Origin of the sequence: Vibrio splendidus 12E03, assembly GCF_000272105.2 — a bacterium.
GTDB lineage: Bacteria > Pseudomonadota > Gammaproteobacteria > Enterobacterales > Vibrionaceae > Vibrio > Vibrio splendidus_I.
This window is the reverse complement of the sequence record NZ_AJZD02000319.1, coordinates 25,415-47,009: the sequence shown is the minus strand read 5'-3', so window position 1 is coordinate 47,009 and position 21,595 is coordinate 25,415. Positions and strand designations below refer to the sequence as shown.

The window sequence follows — 21,595 nt, the reverse complement described above, 5'->3', positions numbered from 1 at the left end:
GTGTTTTTATTGAACTGCAACCGATACGACCCTTTATTTATTAAGCATTCTGAAAGTGTAAAGTGATTTAATGACAAACAATAATTCATCCTCAAAACCGGAAACAAATATTAAGTTTATTGGCGCTCATGTCTCGGCTGCTGGTGGTGTTGATCAGGCGCCTATGCGTGCACGAGAAATAGGAGCCAATGCGTTTGCACTGTTTACCAAGAACCAGAGACAGTGGGCGGCAAAACCGCTAGAAGCGAAAACCATTAGTGCCTTTAAAGCCAATTGCAAAATGTTGGGCTTCGGTGCTGAACACATTCTTCCTCATGACTCCTACCTGATTAACCTAGGAGCACCAGAAGAAGAGAAGCTAGAGAAATCACGCGCGGCTTTTATTGATGAAATGGAGCGTTGTAATCAACTAGGATTAACGCTTTTAAATTTTCATCCTGGGAGTCATTTGAAGAAAATCTCAGAAAGCGAATGTTTGGCGAAGATCGCTGAATCGATCAACCTAGCTCATCAAGCGGTACCTGACGTAATCGCAGTGATCGAGAATACGTCTGGGCAGGGCACTAATCTGGGTTGGAAGTTTGAACATCTAGCCGAGATTATCGAGCAGGTAGAAGATAAGTCACGTGTGGGTGTGTGCTTAGACACCTGCCATACGTTTACTGCTGGTTATGACTTACGTACAAAAGAGGCGTGTGAGCATACTTTTGCTGAGTTCGACCGCATCGTGGGTATGCACTATCTAAGAGCAATGCACATCAATGATTCAAAAGCTGAGTTCGCGAGCCGAGTCGATCGACACCATTCTTTGGGAAAAGGCGAAATTGGCTGGGATTGTTTTGAGTATATTGCCTCTGATTCTCGCTTTAATGGTATCCCTCTTATCTTGGAAACCATTGATTCGACCATATGGAAAGAGGAAATTCAACAACTTAGAATATTTCATCGCTCAGCAACGCTAGCGAGCGAAGAAGCGTAATAATAGAGGGGAAAATTTATTTCCGTCTATTTCTAATAACTGGCACCTTTCTTTCATAGTATTAAAGTGAATATGTAGTTCACGATGTCTTAGAGGAGGTGCCTTTATGTATTCAATCACCCAAACTTCAACTATTGCTGTCGCACGCCGTTTACCTACACCAAACCGTCACGTGCATAACCACGGACACCATCGTACACAGCAGAAAAGTGGTTAATCGAGATAAACACAACTTGAACTGATTATTATGATTCATCAACAAGTGAACCCTACACATCATGTTTATTGATAGCTGTATGAGGTATAACTAGAGCCCTATTTAGGACAGTTAGCCGATACAGCTATTTTTTTGTCTGGCGAAAGCCGCTAGAAACCTTGATGATTGGGAAGTAAAACGATGAGCGCACCAAAGACTTGGGAATCCATTAATAATGATGAACGTGATAAAGAGTACTTTCAGAGTGTGCTCGCGTTTGTTGAACAGCAACGTAATAGTGGCAAAACCGTCTACCCGCCACAAGAACAGGTGTTCAGTGCCTTTGATATGACGCCTTTCGAGTCCGTGCGAGTGGTTATCTTAGGGCAAGATCCTTATCACGGTGCTAACCAAGCTCACGGCTTAGCATTCTCAGTGCTTCCTGGTGTGAAAATCCCACCTTCTCTACGCAATATGTACAAAGAGCTTGCACAAGATATAGAGGGCTTTGAGATTCCTAGTCATGGTTATCTCGATTCTTGGGCATCGCAAGGGGTGTTGATGTTGAACACTGTCCTTACAGTCGAAGAGGCAAAAGCACACTCACATGCTAAGTGTGGCTGGGAAACCTTTACTGATGCCATTATTGCTGAGCTCAATCAGCGCTCTGAACCGATCATCTTTTTGTTGTGGGGCACACACGCCCAGAAGAAAGGCCAAGCGATTGATGACGACAAGCATCATGTGTTGGTTTCACCTCACCCATCGCCATTATCGGCACGCCGTGGCTTCTTCGGTTGTCAGCACTTCTCCACAACCAACAAGCTGCTTTCTTCTATGGATCAACAACCTATTGACTGGCGTTTACCAACAGAAGTGTAGGTTGGTGGTTTTCTGAGCAGGGTCAAATCATAAATCAGCATATTCGTATACACTTATGAATAGTAGGTGTAACGGAGTGCAATACTATGATGATTGAAAGGATAAGACGAGAGCATGGCTATATGGCTCGCTTACTCGCGATACTCAACAGTAAGTTAGAGTTTCTGAAACAGGAGCGAGAAATAAACTATAGCCTGATCGCAGAGGTGGTTCATTACCTTATGAACCATTCAGACAAAGTGCATCACCCTAAAGAAGACGTCATTTATCGCTACTATCTTAAGCAATATGGCAGCGAGCAAGCGATTGAAGACTTGGAGTTAGAGCATCAATTGCTTTCTGAGAAAACGGCGGACTTTTTAGGTTTGGTCGATATGATCCTTCAAGATGCGGTGGTTCCTCAGCAAGTCTTTATTGAGCAGCTTGAAGCGTTTGTTAAAGCTCAGCGAAAGCACATGGAATATGAAGAGAAGCATGTGCTACCCATGATTGTTGAGGCGTTCACGGTGAAGGATTGGCAAGAAGTGGAGTCTCAATGGCTTCAACCGGAAGATGACCCTGTTTTTGGAGAGACCATCGCCGATCAATATCGCCAACTCGCGGCTCGGGTTCGACAAAATGAACAAGAGTGCGTTTAGCCTGTTTTAATGTTGAAACGCACCTATTTTTAGGTGTCCTCTATATTAGAGGTTTGGTTTCCAAATGGCGCTTTGAGCGGATTAACTACCTCAAACAATAAAAAAGGCACCTAAATAGGTGCCTTTTGCTATCTGATTTCTTATCGTGCTGATTAAAGCTTTATATCGTCAAGGCTAAAATCAAGACCTAGGTTCATCTCTCTCAGCTCTTTCTCAAGCTGCCTACGATCGTTGATGGCTTCGATTTCACGCCACTTACGCTTGAGTGGTTTCGAGCGTGATTTTTGAGTTACACGAGGCATTTCTAGTTCTGATACTTCATCGAATTGAAAGCTATCCATAAGCCATATCTCCTTCCGTGGGACTAGTTCTTGCGAACCAATAAATATCATATTTAGGTTCACAATAACTTTGATTTGTTTCTCATTTGTTTCAAATCTATGAAGCTTTTGTTCTATTTTCTTATGCATGCTCACACATTGTGAGAATTATTATGTATAAAAAACAAGCAAACAAACCTAAGTAAACGATTAAATTGGGGGTTATTGAATGTTAATTCATTGTGCGAATGGAATAGCGTTTTGACTACAATGCATTGAGGTGTATATGGAGCCGTGCGGTATAGGGATCTCATTGGCCTAGAAAAAAACGAAGATCTTCACTATACCTTGTAAAACCTAGGCTGACGTCATTTTTATAGGATGATGTTCTTGTTGGGGTAGTGCCGTGGCTGTTGTTGATATTATGTCCCGATAATGTGACTTTTATTGGGCTGCATTGTTGAAAGTTGTGTTAACAAAAGGTGTGTTATTAGTGAAATGTCATTTTAATATAAGTGCATTTGCATATTGATTTTTAGGCCGTCTCGCTGCATTATCCGCCCGTCAAAAAATACACTGATACGTAAAATGGATGCATGAAGCGACATTTACAGTCTCAATCGCCGCAAGAATATAACAAGAGTGCCGACACAACATTGACAGAGGCATAGGCGATTAAGAGGAAGGCTAGGAAGCATGATCGGTGCTTAAACTCAATTACGAGGTTCACGTGACAGACTTAATCAATTTGATGAACGATCTCCTTTGGGGATCTATCTTAGTTTACTTACTGGTTGGTGTGGGTATCTACTTCACTGTACGACTAGGCTTCATTCAATTCCGCCATTTCGGCCACATGTTCTCTGTTCTTAGAAACAGCCGTAAAGCAGACAGTGCTGGTATCTCTTCTTTCCAAGCTCTTTGTACTAGTCTCGCTGCTCGTGTAGGTACGGGTAACATGGCAGGTGTTGCTGTAGCACTAACCGCTGGTGGCCCTGGTGCTATCTTCTGGATGTGGCTAATCGCAATGCTAGGTATGGCAACATCGTTTGCAGAAAGCACACTGGCACAGCTATACAAAACGCGTGATAACGACGGTAACTACCGCGGCGGCCCTGCATACTACATGGAGAAAGGCCTAGGCATGCGTTGGATGGGGGTTCTATTCTCTATCTTCCTAATCATTGCATTTGGTCTTGTATTCAACGCGGTTCAAGCGAACGCGATTGCAAGCGCAATGAACACTGCATTCGACCTTGAGCGTAGCTACGTTGGTGTGGGTATCGTAATCATCTCTGCATTCGTTATCTTCGGTGGTATCCGTAAGATTGCACGCACAGCAGAAATCATCGTTCCAATCATGGCATTGGCTTACCTAGCGATCGCTATGTACGTGATGTTCGCGAACATCGAGAAAGTGCCTGAAGTACTGGCTCTTATCTTCAAGAGTGCATTCGGTCTGCAAGAAGCAGCAGCGGGTGGCTTGGGTTACGCAATCGCACAAGCGATGATTAACGGTATCAAACGTGGTTTGTTCTCGAACGAAGCGGGTATGGGTTCTGCGCCAAACGCAGCAGCTTCTGCTACGCCTTACCCACCGCACCCAGCATCACAAGGTTACGTGCAAATGCTAGGCGTGTTCATGGACACCATTGTTATCTGTTCAGCAACAGTAGCTATCATCCTGATGTCTGGTGAGTATGTACCACACGGTGAAGTAACGGGTATCGAATTAACGCAACGTGCACTAACAGCACAAGTTGGCGAATGGGGTGGCATCTTTGTCGCGGTAGCGATTTTCTTCTTCGCTTTCACTTCAATCATTGCAAACTACTCGTACGCTGAAACGAACCTTATCTTCCTTGAGCACAACAACAAGAAAGGCCTAGTGCTATTCCGTATCGTTGTTCTGGGTATGGTTATGTTCGGTTCTCTAGCAACTCTACCAACGGTATGGGCTCTGGCTGACGTATCGATGGGCCTAATGGCGATTGTTAACTTGGTGGCGATTATCCTGCTATCAGGTATCGTGATTAAGCTAGCGAAAGACTACAACCGCCAACTAGACGCGGGTAAAGTACCAACATTCGATTCGAATGACTTCCCAGAGCTTAAGTCTCAGCTGGAAGACGGTATTTGGGACAACAACAAGAAGTAATCTTGTTGGAGCGATAAACAGCTCATCCTAAAGTGATTAGAAAGGCTAAGGTTTCGACCTTAGCCTTTTTCTTTGCCTGTCATTTGTCTCATTCTGTCTATCGAAGCTCATTCTCCCTATCGAAGTAATAGGAAGAGTCATAAAGACAAGTTGATGTTTTTTCTATACTCTAGCAGCATCCAGTTAGATAACCGATTAGGGTAAAGTTATGTTAGTTGTCGTTTCTCCAGCCAAAACACTTGATTACGAATCACCATTAGCGACGGAACGCTTTAGTCAGCCAGAGTTTGTTGAACACTCTGCTGAGCTGATTGAAGAGTGCCGCAAACTGACGCCAGTAGATATTTCTGCACTGATGAAAGTCAGCGATAAGATCGCAGGGTTGAACGTAGCGCGCTTTGAGCAGTGGAGCGAGACCTTTACCCAAGACAACGCACGCCAAGCAATCCTAGCCTTTAAGGGCGATGTATACACTGGCCTAGACGCTGAAACGCTATCGGATGAAGATTTTGACTACGCACAAGACCACCTGCGCATGCTTTCTGGGTTATATGGCTTGCTTAAGCCGTTGGATTTGATGCAGCCATACCGCCTAGAGATGGGGACACGCTTAGCCAATGCTCGTGGTACTAACTTGTACCAGTTCTGGGGCAACATCATCACAGACAAGCTGAATGAAGCATTGAATGCTCAAGGCGATAATGTGTTGATCAATCTAGCGTCGAACGAATACTTTAAAGCCGTGAAGCCGAAGAACTTGGATGGCCAAGTGATTACCCCTGTCTTCAAAGACTGCAAGAACGGTCAGTACAAGGTGATCAGTTTCTACGCGAAGAAAGCGCGTGGCATGATGGCTCGCTACATCATCGAGAACAAGATCGACTCGGCTGAGGCGCTGACCCAGTTTGATACGGCGGGCTACTACTTCGTTGAAGAAGAGTCGAACGCGAAAGAGCTTGTCTTTAAGCGCGAAGAGCAAAACTAGTAGTCCTTGGCTAACGAGTAGCTCTCGGTTTTAGCCTGATAACAGACCAGATAGAGAAAAGCCCCATGCAGCGAACTGCATGGGGCTTTTTTATTGAATCGTTGAAGCTGGTAGATTACTTCTTCTTTGCTGCTTTCTTTTTCTTCGCGATTTTTTTCTTCTTCGCGATTTTTTGTTTCTCTACCGCTTTCTTATCTTCTTTCTTCGGCTTCTTCTTCTTAGTCACGGCCGCTTTCTTATGCGTAGGGCGCATGCCTTCGATGAAGCGTTCTTTGATTGGTTCGTCTGTGTAACGAGCCACACGCTCAATCATTAGTTGATCGTGCGCTTCAATGATAGAAACCGCGTTACCTTTTTTACCAGCACGAGCCGTACGGCCAATACGGTGTAGGTATACGTCAGCCGTACGTGGCATGTCGTAGTTGATTACGTGGCTTACGTCTGGAAGGTCGATACCACGCGCCGCAACGTCAGTCGCTAGTAGTACGTTTACAGAGCCGTCACGGAAACGAGCAATCGCGTTATTACGACGATCTTGAGGCATTTCACCTTGGATCCATGCACATGGGATTTGCGCGCTTTCAAGTTGAGCTCGTAGATCACCTAGACGATCACGCGTCTTCAAGAACACGATGCTGCGCTCAGCTTGCTCTGTGATGACGTGCTTTAGGATGTTCAGCTTGTGCTCTGCTGTGTCTGCACGGTGGTACCACTGAGTGATCTTCTTACGCTCACGAAGTGATGATTTCGCATCGATCTCCGCTGGGTTTTTAAGTAGATCTTCAGTGAAGCCTTCAATGCCTTTACCTTCTAGCGTTGCTGAGAACAGTAAAGTTTGTTTACGCCAGCGACACTCTGCAGACAGACGGTCAACAACAGGGCCAAAGCCCATGTCTAGCATACGGTCGGCTTCATCTAGAACCAGCCATTCAATTGCACGACAATCAAAACGCTCGCCTTCGATGTATTCCATCAAGCGGCCAGGTGTTGCTACTACGATATCTTGAGTTGTGCTTAAGATATCTGCGTGCTCTTGGTACATCACACCGCCCGTGATAGTGAAGATATTTAGGCTAGTGTATTTAGCAAGCTCACGTGCTTGTTCGGTGATCTGCATTGCTAGCTCACGCGTTGGCGTCAGGATAAGCATACGAGCAGGGCCAGATTTCTTACGTGGGAAATCCAGTAGGTATTGCAGTGCTGGCAATACAAATGATGCTGTTTTACCAGTACCTGTTGGCGCAGAAGCCAAAACGTCTCTTCCATCTAACGCTTGTGGGATTGCTTCAGCTTGTATCTGTGTTGGACGTTCGTAGCCCATTTCGTCAATTGCTTTAAGCAGCTCTTGGTTTAGATCGAGTTCTGCAAAGGTTCTGATCACTGTTGTTTCTCCACAAGCAATAAATGTTTCTGCCTCAAAAAGCAGACGATAAAAAAGAGTAGTCGGACATTATAGAAGCATTAGTGATTAGGATCACATGGTATTTGCTACATCTTGAGATAAAAATCTTTAGTGAGCGCAATAAATGCTTCGCTATAACCACCTTGGTGGTGAATTGTAAGCGATTCGCGCTGCAAATCTTGCTCGCAGGCAGGATCTTTAGATAACTCAAATAGAATTCGGCTAGCCGGTTTCTTGTCTGTTGTTCTCACATCAAGGCGTTTTGCTAGATACCAACCACATTGCTTGGCAAGCTTGATAAAACCTTCCCCCTCAGGCGTCGGTAGGATGAAACTGGCAGTCGCGAATTCAGTGGTTAGCTCAAAACAACGCTGTGCAAGCGCTAGGTGAGCCAAGCTGTCGGTGTGTCTGGCGGTGGCTCTTTGGCTTTGTTGCGCCTGTTCTCCAGAGTTGAAGTAGGGCGGGTTACAGATGATAGCATCAAACCTTTGTGGAAAGTCGGCTGTTAACACGCTGCCGTGATGAAGGGAGATACGATCTGGCCAAGGCGATTGCTCAATATTGACTGTGGCAGCATCAATGGCGTGTTGATCAATATCTATCGCAGAGATTGAAGCATCTTCAAAACGCTGCGCAGCCATCAAGGCCAGCAGACCTGTCCCTGTTCCAATATCGAGTACACATGATCTTTGTGGCAGGCTTACCCACGCGCCAAGTAATACGCCATCGGTACTGACTGGCATACCGCTTTTCCCGCCGTAAATTGAGAATTGCTTAAAATTGAAGCTTTTAGTTTGCACGGTTTTGTCTTTCATTAATGTTCTGAGTATCGAGATATTTTAAGTGATTAGCTCTAATGTTAATCGCTTGTATGGATCAATGTTCTGCTTGAGAAACTATTGTTGTGAATTATGGTTAGTTTATAATTGTGGCTATTTTTCTATAGCTAGTGGAATCCACTGCTTTTTGTTCTCATATGCAAATTTATATGGTGTTTTTGTGTGGTGGCTTGCAGCTAGCCAGTTGTTTCGTCATTATGCGCGACTATTTTATAGATTGATTGGCAGCTTTGAGCTGTAACATTCATGTAAGCACAACATAAATTCATAAATATAATTAAGGATTATCTGTGAAACAGAGTCTAAAACTAACAGATATAATGGCATTGGGCTTTATGCTTTTTGCGTTTTTCTTGGGTGCGGGTAACATCATCTTCCCACCTCTAGCTGGCCAATTAGCTGGTGATCACTTCCTTCCAGCGATGTCTGGTTTTCTGCTGACTGCCGTTGGTCTGCCGTTAATCACTATCGTCGCGGTCGCAGTGGCTGGTGGCTCTTGGGGTCACTTAACTAAAGATCTTCCTAAGAAAGCAGCAACCATCATGGCTGTACTGATCTTTATCATTATCGGTCCTGCATTTGCTGCACCACGTACCGGCCTTGTTGCCTATGAGATGGCGGTGAAACCGTTCTTCATCGATGCCTCTCAAGCTCACCTAACTCTCTTTTCGATTGCATTTTTTGTAGTAGCGATGTTCTTCTCATGGTCGCAAGGTAAGCTTATTGACGTCATTGGCAAGGTACTAACACCAGCACTGTTTGTTGGTTTGGTTGTACTGGCGATTGCTGTATTCGTTAACCCTCAAGGCGATATTCTTGCGGCTCACGGTGAGTACATCACTCAACCTCTGACCAAAGGTTTCCTTGAAGGCTACAACACCATGGATACTTTTGCTTCATTGATGTTTGGTATGCTGATTGTTGATGCGATTCGTAGCAAGGGCATTACTGACCGTGCAGCGACGACTAAGTACCTAATTAGCGCGGGTTGTATTGCCGCAGCGGGTCTAGCGTTTGTTTACATCTCTCTATTCTTCCTAGGCGCAACAAGTGCAACAGTCGCAGCCGGTGCCGACAATGGCGGCGCGATCTTAAGCCTATACGTTCAATCGTTGTTTGGTCCTTCTGGTCAGCTAGTGCTTTCTGTGATCGTACTGTTAGCGTGTCTAACTACGGCGATTGGCCTTGTGTCAGCATGTTCTGATTACTTCAGCTCGCTAACGCCTCTGTCTTACAAGACTTGGGTAATCATCAACGGTGTCGCTTGTGCAACTGTTGCGAACGTTGGTCTTTCTCAACTGATTTCTCTGTCTGTTCCAGTACTATTTGCATTGTACCCAGTCGCTATCGCGTTGGTTGCTCTGACATTCTTGCGTAGCCGTTTCCCTAATCCAAAAGCGGCTTACCGCGTAGTAGTATTAGTGTCACTGCTGTTTGCTCTTATTGATGGCGCTAAAGTAGCGGGTGTAGACGTGTCTGCACTTAAGATGCTGCCACTGTTTGAGATCGGTATGGGTTGGTTGCTTCCAACGACTGCTGCAATCATCTGTATGTTCTTCGTTGGTAAATCAACAGAGCAAGAGATGGCTGAGGAGACTGTTTAATCTTCCGTTGAGATTAGATTGTCCTTCGAGATGAAATAGAAAAGGCCTCATTACTTCGCAGCAATGAGGCCTTTTTGTATTCTGTGGTCTTTTTATATTCAGCTACTTAGCTACTTAGTTAGGTGTACTTCTGTTTGGTTATAGCTTTTCGCTGTACTCAACCAGTACTTGCTCAACCCAGCTTGCGATACGGTCATCGCTAAGCTCGTATTGTGAATCTTCATCAAGCGCCAAACCAACGAATTGAGATTGGTCTTCCGTTAACGCTTTAGACGCTTCGAACTCGTAGCTGTCGTCGTTTGGCCAGAAGCCAACAAACTCTGCTCCAGCGGTTTTCAGTTCATCATGCAACAGACCCATCGCATCAAGGAACCATTCGCCGTAGCCTTCTTGGTCACCTAAACCAAACAGAGCCACAACCTTGCCTTTCATTGGCGTTGTTGCGATGTCTTCCCACAGTTCATTCCAATCTTCTTGGATTTCACCGAAGTCCCAAGTCGAGATGCCCAGCAATAAAAGGTCGTAGTCCGCCATCAATGAAAGAGGGGTTTCTTTCACGTTATGGATATCAACTAGGTCTTCACCAATAATGCCGCGAATTTTCTCTGCTGCCATTTCTGTGTAGCAGGTGGTTGAGCCGTAAAATAATCCAATTTTCATAGCAAACGTTCGATTTTAATTTCAGATGGCGAATTCTAACCATAAATCGACTTCGATTGCAGCGATTATCCGCTCAAGTCGTAATTTTTATGGCATTCATATTTGCTCTGACATACTCTCAAAATAGTTTCCAATATTGTGAGTAACACTATGCAGTCGCCTCAAGGGCAGAGCGCAGACCACGGTCTCGTTGAGCAGTTTTTAGATGCTATGTGGATGGAGCGAGGATTATCGGAGAATACGCTGGTTTCGTACCGTACCGATTTGTCCAAGTTATTAGCGTGGATGGAAAAGAACAATTACCGCCTCGACTTCATCAGCCTTTCAGGGTTACAGGATTATCAAGGCTGGTTAGTTGACGCTGATTTTAAGCAGACTTCTCGTGCCCGTATGTTGTCGGCGATTCGTCGCTTGTTCCAATACTTACACCGCGAGAAAATCAGAGGTGATGATCCAAGTGCCTTGTTGATCAGCCCGAAGCTGCCACAACGCTTGCCGAAAGATTTGAGCGAAGAGCAGGTGGACGCTTTGCTCGATGCGCCAGATCCGAACGATCCGATTGAGCTTCGCGATAAGGCGATGCTTGAGTTACTCTATGCAACCGGTTTGCGTGTGACAGAGCTGGTTAGCTTGACGATGGAAAACATCAGCCTAAGACAGGGCGTGGTGCGTGTTATTGGTAAGGGTGGCAAAGAACGCTTGGTACCCATGGGCGAAAATGCGGTGGATTGGATAGAGACTTTTATTGAACAAGGTCGTCCACATCTACTCGGTGAAAACAGTTCTGATGTGGTTTTTCCGAGTAAACGCGCCAAGCAAATGACCCGTCAGACGTTCTGGTATCGTATCAAGCACTACTCGCTCGTCGCCGGTATCGACACAGAATTGTTGTCACCCCACGTATTGAGACACGCTTTTGCGACGCATTTACTGAACTATGGCGCAGATCTCAGGGTCGTACAGATGTTACTTGGGCATAGTGACTTATCGACAACCCAAATTTATACTCACGTGGCGACTGAAAGGCTGAAGCAAATTCACGCGCAGCATCACCCACGTGCTTAAATCCATTTATTTTTAAGGTGAACTTAATGAGCGTATTACGCCGTCTTCCTCTACTAGCGCTTCCTCTTATGATTACTGCATGTAATGCATCAGAAGCGAAAGTAGAAACAACGTCAACAGCCGTAGAAGCTGCTCCTGCTCAAGCTATTGATACTGCAGCGTTAACTAAGCGTTTTGAAAAGATCGGCATTAAGGTCGATAAGATTGTTCCTTCGGATATCGATGGTCTTTTAGAAGTTCAAACCAACAGCGGCATTATCTTTTCTTCTCCTAAGGGCGACCATTTTCTAGCCGGTACACTTTACTCTTTGGATGACAACGGCAAGTTCAGTGATGTTTTGGCTGAGCGTCAAGCTCCGTTGAATGCTGAAAAAGTAGCAGCAATGTCGGATACGGTTATCGAATATAAAGCTGATAACGAAAAGTACGTTGTGACGGTATTTACGGATATTACCTGTGGCTACTGTGTTCGTCTGCACAGCCAAATGCAGGGCTACAACGATCTGGGTATTACCGTTCGTTACATGGCTTACCCGCGTCAAGGCGCGACAGGACAAGTGGCTGATCAAATGGCGGCAATCTGGGCGTCAGATGATCCAAAAACAGCTATGCATGACGCTAAAGTAAATCGTCAAATGCCAGCGTCTGGTAAAGACCTAGCAGAGCAGAAGCCGATCATTGCTAAACAATACCAATTGGGTCGTGAGCTTGGTATCAATGGTACACCGGCTATCGTACTAGCAAGTGGTGAGTTGGTGAGTGGTTACTTGCCGCCAGCACAACTTCTTCAACGTTTAGAGCAATAATCTCGTTTTCTGTATTGCCATTTATCCCCCATGTTTTTGATTTAAGGAGTGGCCTGATTGATATCGGGCCCATTTTTATATGATAGAGATCCAACGCCGTCCAGAGGTCGACATTTCAGTCTTACCTGCTCACTTACCTGACTTATTAAAGCGTATTTATGTGAGTCGTGGAATCGACAGTGCTGACCAACTAGAGACAGCAGCGAAAGGCTTGCACTCTTATCAAAAACTGGGTGGCATTGATGCTGCGGTTGAACTGTTGTTCAAGGCCATTCAGCAGCAAAAACGCATCATCATTGTTGGTGACTTTGATGCCGATGGCGCAACCAGTTCAGCGTTGTCCGTACTTGCTCTACGTATGTTGGGCAGTTCTAACGTCGATTATCTGGTACCAAACCGTTTTGAAGATGGTTATGGCTTGAGCCCTGAGGTTGTCGAACAGGCAATCGAGCTTGGCGCCGAAGTGATCATGACGGTTGATAACGGTGTCTCTTCTATTGAAGGTGTTCGTTTCGCTAAAGAGAAAGGACTAGAGGTTCTGGTTACCGACCATCACTTGCCGGGCAATGAACTGCCAATGGTCGATGCGATGGTTAACCCAAACCTTGAGAGCTGTGCTTTTCCTTCGAAAGCCCTAGCGGGTGTTGGTGTCGCTTTTTATCTGATGATGGCATTGTGTGTTCACATGCGTAAGTTGGGTTGGTTTGCAGAGCGCGGCATGACAGAACCTAAGTTGATGGAACTGATTGACCTTGTGGCGCTGGGTACTGTTGCGGATGTGGTACCACTCGATGAAAATAACCGTATTTTGGTTCATCAAGGTTTGCAGCGTATCCGTGCAGGCAAAGCGCGCCCGGGTATTCAGGCCTTGATTGAAATTGCTAAGCGAGACGCTAAGCGTTTGGTCGCTTCTGATTTTGGTTTTGCACTTGGCCCACGTATCAATGCGGCAGGCCGATTGGATGATATGTCGTTTGGTGTTGAGTTGTTGATGAGCAATAACATTCACGCCGCGCGTCGAATGGCCAGTGAATTAGATGGCTTGAACCAAACCCGTAAAGAGATCGAAGAGGGCATGAAACAAGAAGCGATGGCTTTTTGTGAGCGCCTTGAATTTGGTAAAGATGACCTACCGTCTGGCTTAGCCCTATTCCAACGTGATTGGCACCAAGGTGTGATTGGTATATTGGCTTCACGTATCAAAGATAAATACCACCGCCCAGTGATTGCGTTTGCAGATGGTGGCGAAGGAAGCATTAAGGGCTCTTGTCGCTCGATTCCGGGTTTGCACATGCGCGATGCGCTAGACCGTATCGACACTCAAAACCCAGGCTTGATTCTTAAGTTTGGTGGCCACGCAATGGCTGCTGGCTTAACGATCATGGAAAAGGATTTTGAACGCTTCAGCAAGCTGTTCAATGATGTGGTGAAGAATGAACTTGGAGAAACAGCACTGAAGGGCATTATCTTGTCTGACGGAGAGCTGTTACCAGAAGAGTTCTCGATGCACACTGCTGAAACGCTGCGTTCAGGTGGCCCGTGGGGACAAGCTTTCCCTGAGCCAATCTTCGACGGTGAATTTAAAGTGCTGCACCAAAAGTTGGTGGGTGAAAAGCACCTTAAGCTGATGCTTGAGCCGCTATACAAAGGTCATCCAACCAATGTGATGATTGACGGTATTGCCTTTAACGTGGATTTGCGTCGCTGGCCAGATGCCTCGGTGAAAACCGTTCACCTTGCATTTAAGCTCGATATCAACGAATTTCGCGGCAACCAATCGTTGCAGCTGATGATTGATCATATCGAAGCCAAATAGTTATTTTGGGCTCAATAATGCTCATCCTATAGCGCCAGATTCAACAAGCTCTGTTCAAAAACAGGGCTTGTTTTCCTTCCTGCCCTTACAAATTTTACGTGTTTTTTCTGCCTGTCAATTTTATATCCCATTAAGTTGTTGAATCTTGGTTCGCCACTCTAAAAAATTCTGTATCTCCGTCACACTTTTGAGTACAATTCTCCGGTTAAATTCTACTCATAAATGATGAGCTAAAATGTTTGAAATCAATCCTATAAAAAACCGTCTGCAGGATGTGTCTGAGCGCACAAATATCCTGAGGGGGTATCTTTGACTATGACGCTAAGCAAGAGCGTCTAGAAGAAGTAAACGCAGAATTAGAACAACCGGATGTATGGAACGAACCTGAGCGTGCACAAGCGCTAGGTAAAGAACGTTCTGCATTGGAAGCGGTAGTAGAAACGATCGACCAACTTGACCAAGGTGTTGAGGATGTTGATGGCCTGCTAGAGCTTGCGGTTGAAGAAGAAGATCAAGAAACATTCGATGAAATTGAACCAGAACTAGCCGAGCTTGAAGCTAAGCTAGAGAAACTGGAATTCCGTCGTATGTTCTCTGGTGATCACGATGCATCAGATTGCTACATCGATCTGCAGTCTGGTTCGGGCGGTACAGAAGCTCAAGACTGGACTTCAATGATGTTGCGTATGTACTTACGTTGGGCAGATTCGAAAGGCTTCAAGACTGAAGTTATCGAAGTGTCTGATGGTGATGTTGCTGGCCTTAAAGGCGCAACGGTACGTATTTCCGGTGAGTATGCTTACGGTTGGTTACGCACAGAGACTGGTGTTCACCGTCTAGTTCGTAAGTCACCATTTGATTCAAGTGGTCGTCGTCATACTTCATTTGCATCTGCGTTTATCTATCCTGAGATTGATGACAACATTACGATCGACATTAATCCTTCTGACTTACGTATTGACGTATACCGAGCCTCTGGCGCAGGTGGTCAGCACGTAAACACCACGGAATCAGCGGTACGTATTACTCACGTTCCAACTAACACCGTGGTTCAGTGTCAGAATGACCGTTCGCAGCACAAGAACAAAGATCAAGCGATGAAGCAGCTACGTGCTAAGCTTTTTGAACTTGAGATTCAAAAACAAAATGCTGAAAAACAAGCGAGCGAAGAAACGAAATCAGACATCGGTTGGGGCAGTCAGATCCGCTCTTACGTATTGGATGATTCTCGTATCAAAGATTTACGCACTGGCATCGAAAACCGTAATACTCAAGCGGTTCTTGACGGTGACTTAGACAAGTTTATTGAAGCTAGCCTGAAATCAGGTCTGTAAGCTTTATCAACTATTAAGCTTTACCAATAATATTGGTAAAAATGCCTATATTTGCAAAAATATAGCGGTCCAAATTTTAAAAGCAGGGTACATCTCTAATGACTGATGCTGTTCAAAACGAAAACGCACAAGAAGCTTCTTCACCTGAAGAGAACAAACTAATCGCTGAGCGCCGCAGCAAGCTGGATCACATCCGCCAAAACTGTAAAGCTAACGGTCACCCAAATGACTTCCGTCGTGAGCACCTAGCTGGCGATCTTCAAGCGGAGTTCGGTGAGAAGACTAAGGAAGAGCTAGAAGAGCTTAACCACATCGTTGCGATCGCTGGTCGTGTTATGGCGAAGCGTGGTCCATTCCTTGCGATTCAAGAAACTTCTGGTCGTATCCAAGCATACGCAGCGAAAGACGTACAAAAAGTACTGAAAGAGAAGTATCAAGGCCTAGATATCGGTGACATCATCGGTGTTAAAGGTGCGCTTCACAAATCAGGTAAAGGTGACCTTTACGTGAACATGGAAGAGTTTGAATTGCTGACTAAAGCACTTCGTCCTCTACCAGAGAAGTTCCACGGTCTAACTGACCAAGAGATGCGTTACCGTCAGCGTTATGTTGACCTAATCGTGAACGAAGATTCTCGCAATGCATTCATCGTGCGTTCTAAGCTTGTATCTTCAATCCGTAACTTCATGAGCGCGAAAGGCTACCTAGAAGTTGAAACGCCAATGATGCACGTGATCCCGGGTGGCGCAACTGCACGTCCATTCATCACTCATCACAATGCACTAGACATCGACATGTACCTACGTGTTGCACCAGAGCTTTACCTTAAGCGTCTAGTGGTTGGTGGTTTTGATCGTGTATTCGAGATCAACCGTAACTTCCGTAACGAAGGTCTATCTCCACGTCACAACCCAGAATTCACAATGATGGAATTCTACCAAGCGTACTCTGACTACAAAGACCTTATGGATCTGACTGAAGAGATGCTAAGCACGGCAGCAATGGACGTTCTTGGTTCTACTTCTATGCCTTACGGTGACGAAACGGTTGAGTTCGGTGGCACTTACGCTCGCATGAGCATGTTCGATGCAATCAAGCACTACAACCCTGAGCACGCTGAGATTCAAGCGCTAACAGAAGCAGACCTACAAGACCGTGAGAAGATGGTTGCTATCGCAAAATCTGTACACGTAGACGTAGAAACGTTCTGGACATGTGGTCAGCTTCTAGAAGAGATCTTTGGTGAAACGGCTGAGCCTCAGCTAATTCAACCAACATTCATCACTGGCTACCCAGCGGACATCTCTCCTCTAGCACGCCGTAGCGATGACAACCCATTCTTCACAGACCGTTTTGAGTTCTTCATCGGTGGCCGTGAAGTAGCGAATGGTTTCTCTGAGCTTAACGATGCACAAGACCAAGACGAGCGTTTTAAAGCGCAAGTTAACGCGAAAGACGCGGGTGATGATGAAGCTATGTACTACGATGCAGACTACATTACTGCACTAGAGCACGGCCTACCGCCAACAGCAGGTCAAGGTATCGGTATCGACCGTCTTGCAATGCTATTCACAAACACGCACACAATCCGTGACGTGATCTTGTTCCCGGCAATGCGTCCACAAGCGTAATTCTCGCTTATAGGGCGTAACAGCCTATGTAATTAAAAAGCCACCTTCGGGTGGCTTTTTCTGTTTTTGGGCTTCAAAACCTAGTCTGTACCGCACTCTTGATTCGAAAAATCGTTATTTCTGACATAGTCTTACTATTGAGACATAAAATCTAAGATAGTCTCACTACTATACGTCTCTGCGCTGAATACGATCTCGCGGCATTTTGTCGAACGATGAAGCAGTGACTCGTATTAGCCTGATTTAAATAAAAATAGAATAAGGAAGAAGGATGGGAACTCAATTTAAGATGGATTCCTTACCAGGTTCTCTTATCGTCGTTGGTGGTGCGTACGAACCCTGGTTATCAGTGTTAGAACAAGTGGGTTGGCAGTGTACCCAGTGTGCAGATTTACGAAAAGCCGATGCCTTGATTGCTGATATTGGCCCATGTATTGGTATTGTCGATCTTAGTCATGATGAGTTCAGTCTCAACGGTATTGCTAACCTTGTGAGCAATAACAAGCAGGTAAGATGGCTCGCCTTTATCCGTGAGTCTCAATTAAGCTCTGATACTATCTGCCAGTTTATCGTTAACTTCTGTATCGACTTTTTCACGGCGCCAATCCCAGATGCTCAGTTGCTGAGTACCATTGGTCACCAACTGGGTATGCTTAAGCTTGAGCAGAAAGTATGGCCAAACTACGGCATTAACAACAATATGGGCCTGCTGGGCGACTCTGTGGCTGTGAAGCGCTTGAGAGACCAAGTGAAGCGTATTGGGCCGACTGATGTCAGTATCTTGATTTATGGCGAGAGTGGGGCTGGTAAAGAGACGATTGCACGCTCGATTCATCAAAACTCGTCGCGAGCACAGAAGCCATTTTTAACGGTTAACTGCCGTGCCTTGTCTGAAATGAGAATAGAGGCCGAGGTCTTTGGTATCTCAGCACAGCCAGCGACAGCGCCTTGTATGTTGGAAGAAGCCGATGGCGGAACCATCTTGCTTAATGATGTTTTAGCGATGCCACGCAATCAACAACTGAATCTGTTGCGCTTTTTACAAGAAGGCAAGATTGAAACCGCTAATGGACCTAAATCCGTTGATGTGCGTATTCTGGCCGCGAACTCCTCTGATATCGAGAAGGCGTTGATCGAGGGCGATTTTAATGAAGAGCTCTATCACTACATCAATGTTCTGCGTATTCATGTTCCGAGTTTAAAAGAACGTGTGAGCGATATTTCAGTACTGGCGAATCATTTTCTGCGTGAGTACTCGAAAGAGTTTAATGCTCAAGCGAAGAGCTTCTCAGGCGATGCTATCCGTTCGATGAATCGCTACCATTGGCCTGGAAATGTGCGTGAGCTGATGAATCAGATTAAGCGTGTTGTGTTGATGTCTGATGCTGTGATCATTGAGGAGCACCAACTGGATTTACCGAAACAGAATGATGAACGCCGAAGCTTGAAGAGTATTCGAGAACGCTCAGAGCGCGATGCACTGTTAATTGTTTTGGAATCTTACGGTGGTCAGGTTTCGTTGGCAGCTAAGGAGCTCGGTGTATCACGAGCGACGATGTACCGCTTGCTCAATAAACACAGCCTAATCTCTGAAGGGGTTGTTTAGACTCTTTTCTACATGACTTTATTCAGTCACCGTAAATTAAAGGCCACGTATCTATGTGGCTTTTTTGTTTCTGAAGGATAGTCCGTTGTTTTCTGGTTCGACCCTAAGAGAGATATGCTGTGATTTTATATAATCATAGTGAATATGTTATATACAAATGAATATGCAACTGATATTTCAGGCGAATGCATTGTTTTAAAAATGTTAACCAATTAGCGGTTGAATAATATACTCACTTGGTTAGACTTTAACCGTGAAAGCAACGATTTAACAAAGACTTGTCTGCTTTTACTTCCCCATTTTTTTTGGATTTTTTAGTTAGTTTGGAGGCGCAAATGAAACATTTCGATTTTATACAGCATATTTGCGCGTCGTTTGATCCGTGTACTGACATGGTGACTGATATGTCACTCACATCAGCCATGGCCGATCGAAACACCCAAGATAAACCTAACTAATAGATCCGTACCCTTATTTGGCTGCGGAAAAATAGCAGCTAAGTGAGAAGCCCTCATACTATCTAACACGCTATTTTTCCTCAGTTTATTCAACAACTGGAGAGTTATTATGCGTCACTCAGTATATTTAAAATTAGCAACAGTCCTTATCCGTGCCGATCTTCGTCGTGAAGAGCGTGAATGGCAACGAAAAGTTCGTCGTAGTTCATATGATCTACCATGGAACAATACTCACTTATTAAGAGATATTGGTCTTGAGGCTGACGGTCGACCTATTGGTTTTTCTGAACCAGAAGTTGTCACTATTGAACGTCGAGTACGTCACCTTCGTCGTGTCCTAAGTGCGCGAATACCGACGTAATCTGCGGGGTTGATAGCACCGTTCAACCCCTAAGATAAGTAACAGTGATAGTTATGGCGTCGAAAGTGCAAACTTTTGAACTAGAACTGGTCAAATAAGAGAAGCTCTTGCTTCTCTTTTTTGCTTTTTTAAGCCGTTATCTATGCTTTTTTAAGTTGTTCTCTAGTAAAGGAAAAGAGTTCTACTAAGCTTTATAGAGCAAGGGAGGCTGGCTATGCAGAAGCATCAATTAGACATGTGGTTACATGGAGAGCATAAAGACTCTTATCAAACTCCAAAAGTGTACGTTATAGGCTGTTCTGATATCTCAGAATATCTACTGGCGGTGGAGTACAAACACAAGCTAGAACCGGTAAAGCAAGACGGCGAGCCGCTTCACTTTGGATCCTTGGATCAAGTGAAAGAGGAGTTACTCCGGCTCGGCTTTGAAAAGGCGTATCTTCGCCTACATAACGCGTATGATGAGTTTGGTAATGAGCCAAGCCAAAGCTACTGTGACATTGAACTGGCGCTTAAACCTCATTAAGAGAGCGTTTGTTTCTAGAGATTGATTCTAATTGCAGGCTCTTTTGTAACGCATTGATAGTTTTCGCTACAGAGGCTTGATTAAACGATCTATGCGTAATGTGTTGTCAGCAATTTGTGGGTGAATTGAGTTCGTAGATAGAAACCACGTGGTTTAGTTTTGATAGGTTTTCCACTTGCACCGTAAGCTTCGGTTAACACTCGACTGTTGGCAGCTTTTGGACGTAAATGCAGTGCTTCACCGTGTCTTGCAGTTATTTGCTCAACATTGCCTAACACGATCAATTCCATTAGTTCTTCCCAATCTCTTTTCAAGAGTTCGTTTTCAGCTTGGCTAGGTGTCCATAATAAAGGGGATCCTACATGCCTCTCCGCTAGCGGGATCTCTCTTTCTCCCTCGACAGGGATCCACAACACCTTAGACAGCTTGTTTCGAACGTGGCTGGTTTCCCAAGTTATGCCTTGCACACCCATCAAAGGCGCGACACACACAAAGGTGGTTTCGAGTGGCTTGCCAGAATAGCCAATCGGAATGCTTTTTAGCTCGATCCCTAGCTTGGCAAAATCTTGTTCTGGCTTGCTGCCTGCAGGTGCACCCAAGTGCCATTCCAATAACTGCCCAACCCAGCCTTTATCACGCTTAAGGTCGTTTGGCATCCGCATCTCGGCTTCGTCGGCGAGTTCTTTAAAGGTCATTCCGGCGATGGCATACGCGCGCTCTAACAGCTCTTGTTGTGTTTGTGGTTCTGGTTTCATAATAAAAGGTATGATCAAAAAAACGATTTTATCAGAAGTTATCACCAAATGACGACTGGTTAAGAAATGATCTCCTTGCGAGAAAAGGGATCAAACTCAGGGTTATCCACAGGACATAAAGGTAATTAATTGAAATATTAATTTAGTGGATAAATAAACAGGGGTTTATGGTGGATAAAATGCTTGCCAAATGGGGTTCAAAATGAATCTTTCACTTGGTAGTGTGGATAAACATCGGAGTGGTTGATCTTTAACCATTTCGAATTTCTGAAAGATCTTTTACATTTCCAATGTTTTTTAAAACTAAGATATTATTTTAATTGATTGATTTATATGAAGATAAATTAAGTTTTATTGATTTGTCGTTTTTTGTGTTGATGAATCTATGGATTAAAAAAAACGATTGCGGGTAATTCTTCACATAGTTATTCACAGAAAAGGTGAATAAATGTGGTCTATGTCTCACTATTGTGTGGGTAACTAGAATTTGAGCAAAACTTATCCATACCTTTAGTTATTATTCATAAATATAGCGCTTATCACGTCACTAAGTTTGCTCCGATTGGGGATATGT

The 21,595-nt window shown here is 44.8% G+C and carries 19 protein-coding genes; 14 read left to right on the top strand and 5 right to left on the bottom strand.

Features of this window, described 5'->3' with window-relative positions; all coding sequences use genetic code 11:
* Positions 1-70: 70 nt before the first annotated feature.
* From nfo to A142_RS20405, 3 genes are all read left to right on the top strand, one after another.
* A complete protein-coding gene (gene nfo, locus A142_RS20415; RefSeq protein WP_019820585.1) occupies positions 71-979 on the top strand; it encodes a deoxyribonuclease IV in 909 nt (302 codons plus the stop codon).
* A gap of 397 nt (positions 980-1,376) precedes the next feature.
* Complete coding sequence (gene ung / locus A142_RS20410) at positions 1,377-2,057, top strand: uracil-DNA glycosylase (protein ID WP_019820584.1); 681 nt, start codon at positions 1,377-1,379, stop codon at positions 2,055-2,057.
* Positions 2,058-2,143: 86 nt separating this feature from the next.
* Entirely contained in the window at positions 2,144-2,695 is a 552-nt protein-coding gene (locus A142_RS20405) for a hemerythrin domain-containing protein (RefSeq protein WP_017070073.1), read from the top strand.
* Positions 2,696-2,847: 152 nt separating this feature from the next.
* On the opposite strand, the gene A142_RS20400 is transcribed toward A142_RS20405, so the two are convergent.
* The gene (locus A142_RS20400; RefSeq protein ID WP_017059319.1) at positions 2,848-3,036 is read right to left on the bottom strand and encodes a DUF3545 family protein; all 189 of its coding nucleotides are present in this window, start codon (positions 3,034-3,036) and stop codon (positions 2,848-2,850) included.
* A gap of 709 nt (positions 3,037-3,745) precedes the next feature.
* On the opposite strand from A142_RS20400, the gene A142_RS20395 reads away from it, so the two are divergent.
* Complete coding sequence (locus A142_RS20395; protein WP_032545312.1) at positions 3,746-5,173, top strand: alanine/glycine:cation symporter family protein; 1,428 nt, start codon at positions 3,746-3,748, stop codon at positions 5,171-5,173.
* Between the two features lie 208 nt (positions 5,174-5,381).
* Positions 5,382-6,158, top strand: coding sequence for a peroxide stress protein YaaA (gene yaaA, locus A142_RS20390; RefSeq protein WP_019820578.1), 777 nt, complete (start codon positions 5,382-5,384; stop codon positions 6,156-6,158).
* Between the two features lie 115 nt (positions 6,159-6,273).
* Here the strand turns inward: yaaA and srmB are convergent, their stop codons facing one another.
* Positions 6,274-7,539, bottom strand: coding sequence for an ATP-dependent RNA helicase SrmB (gene srmB / locus A142_RS20385; RefSeq protein WP_017059323.1), 1,266 nt, complete (start codon positions 7,537-7,539; stop codon positions 6,274-6,276).
* A 107-nt stretch (positions 7,540-7,646) separates the two neighbouring features.
* The gene (locus tag A142_RS20380; RefSeq protein ID WP_019820576.1) at positions 7,647-8,375 is read right to left on the bottom strand and encodes a tRNA1(Val) (adenine(37)-N6)-methyltransferase; all 729 of its coding nucleotides are present in this window, start codon (positions 8,373-8,375) and stop codon (positions 7,647-7,649) included.
* 314 nt (positions 8,376-8,689) lie between these two features.
* Here A142_RS20380 and brnQ point away from each other — a divergent pair, with 314 nt between their 5' ends.
* Positions 8,690-10,003 carry a branched-chain amino acid transport system II carrier protein gene (brnQ, locus tag A142_RS20375; RefSeq protein WP_019820574.1) on the top strand — a complete coding sequence of 438 codons (1,314 nt, stop codon included), beginning with the start codon at positions 8,690-8,692 and terminating at the stop codon, positions 10,001-10,003.
* A gap of 138 nt (positions 10,004-10,141) precedes the next feature.
* On the opposite strand, the gene fldB is transcribed toward brnQ, so the two are convergent.
* Positions 10,142-10,663, bottom strand: coding sequence for a flavodoxin FldB (gene fldB, locus A142_RS20370; RefSeq protein ID WP_019820572.1), 522 nt, complete (start codon positions 10,661-10,663; stop codon positions 10,142-10,144).
* A 150-nt stretch (positions 10,664-10,813) separates the two neighbouring features.
* Between fldB and xerD the strand changes: the two genes are divergently transcribed.
* The 8 genes from xerD (at position 10,814) to A142_RS20330 (ending at position 20,266) form a co-directional block, all read left to right on the top strand.
* Positions 10,814-11,728 (top strand): site-specific tyrosine recombinase XerD, encoded by a 915-nt coding sequence (gene xerD, locus A142_RS20365; RefSeq protein WP_029405309.1) that lies wholly within the window; start codon positions 10,814-10,816, stop codon positions 11,726-11,728.
* A 26-nt stretch (positions 11,729-11,754) separates the two neighbouring features.
* Entirely contained in the window at positions 11,755-12,534 is a 780-nt protein-coding gene (locus A142_RS20360; RefSeq protein WP_019820569.1) for a thioredoxin fold domain-containing protein, read from the top strand.
* Between the two features lie 79 nt (positions 12,535-12,613).
* Entirely contained in the window at positions 12,614-14,350 is a 1,737-nt protein-coding gene (gene recJ / locus A142_RS20355; RefSeq protein ID WP_017059329.1) for a single-stranded-DNA-specific exonuclease RecJ, read from the top strand.
* A 235-nt stretch (positions 14,351-14,585) separates the two neighbouring features.
* A protein-coding gene (gene prfB / locus A142_RS20350; protein ID WP_102300662.1) for a peptide chain release factor 2 occupies positions 14,586-15,684 on the top strand; the annotation gives its coding sequence in 2 pieces (ribosomal slippage) (positions 14,586-14,660 and positions 14,662-15,684; 1,098 coding nt in all).
* Positions 15,685-15,782: 98 nt separating this feature from the next.
* Positions 15,783-17,315: a lysine--tRNA ligase gene (lysS, locus tag A142_RS20345; protein WP_017059330.1), complete on the top strand. Its 1,533-nt coding sequence runs from the start codon at positions 15,783-15,785 to the stop codon at positions 17,313-17,315.
* Positions 17,316-17,586: 271 nt separating this feature from the next.
* Positions 17,587-18,921, top strand: a complete 1,335-nt coding sequence (gene vpsR / locus A142_RS20340; RefSeq protein WP_019820565.1) for a cyclic-di-GMP-binding transcriptional regulator VpsR — start codon at positions 17,587-17,589, stop codon at positions 18,919-18,921.
* 567 nt (positions 18,922-19,488) lie between these two features.
* On the top strand, positions 19,489-19,740 hold the full coding sequence (locus A142_RS20335; protein ID WP_004735015.1) for a hypothetical protein: 252 nt from the start codon (positions 19,489-19,491) through the stop codon (positions 19,738-19,740).
* A gap of 214 nt (positions 19,741-19,954) precedes the next feature.
* On the top strand, positions 19,955-20,266 hold the full coding sequence (locus A142_RS20330; RefSeq protein ID WP_004735016.1) for a DUF6482 family protein: 312 nt from the start codon (positions 19,955-19,957) through the stop codon (positions 20,264-20,266).
* Positions 20,267-20,355: 89 nt separating this feature from the next.
* On the opposite strand, the gene mutH is transcribed toward A142_RS20330, so the two are convergent.
* On the bottom strand, positions 20,356-21,021 hold the full coding sequence (mutH, locus tag A142_RS20325) for a DNA mismatch repair endonuclease MutH (RefSeq protein ID WP_032545311.1): 666 nt from the start codon (positions 21,019-21,021) through the stop codon (positions 20,356-20,358).
* Positions 21,022-21,595 lie beyond the last annotated feature (574 nt).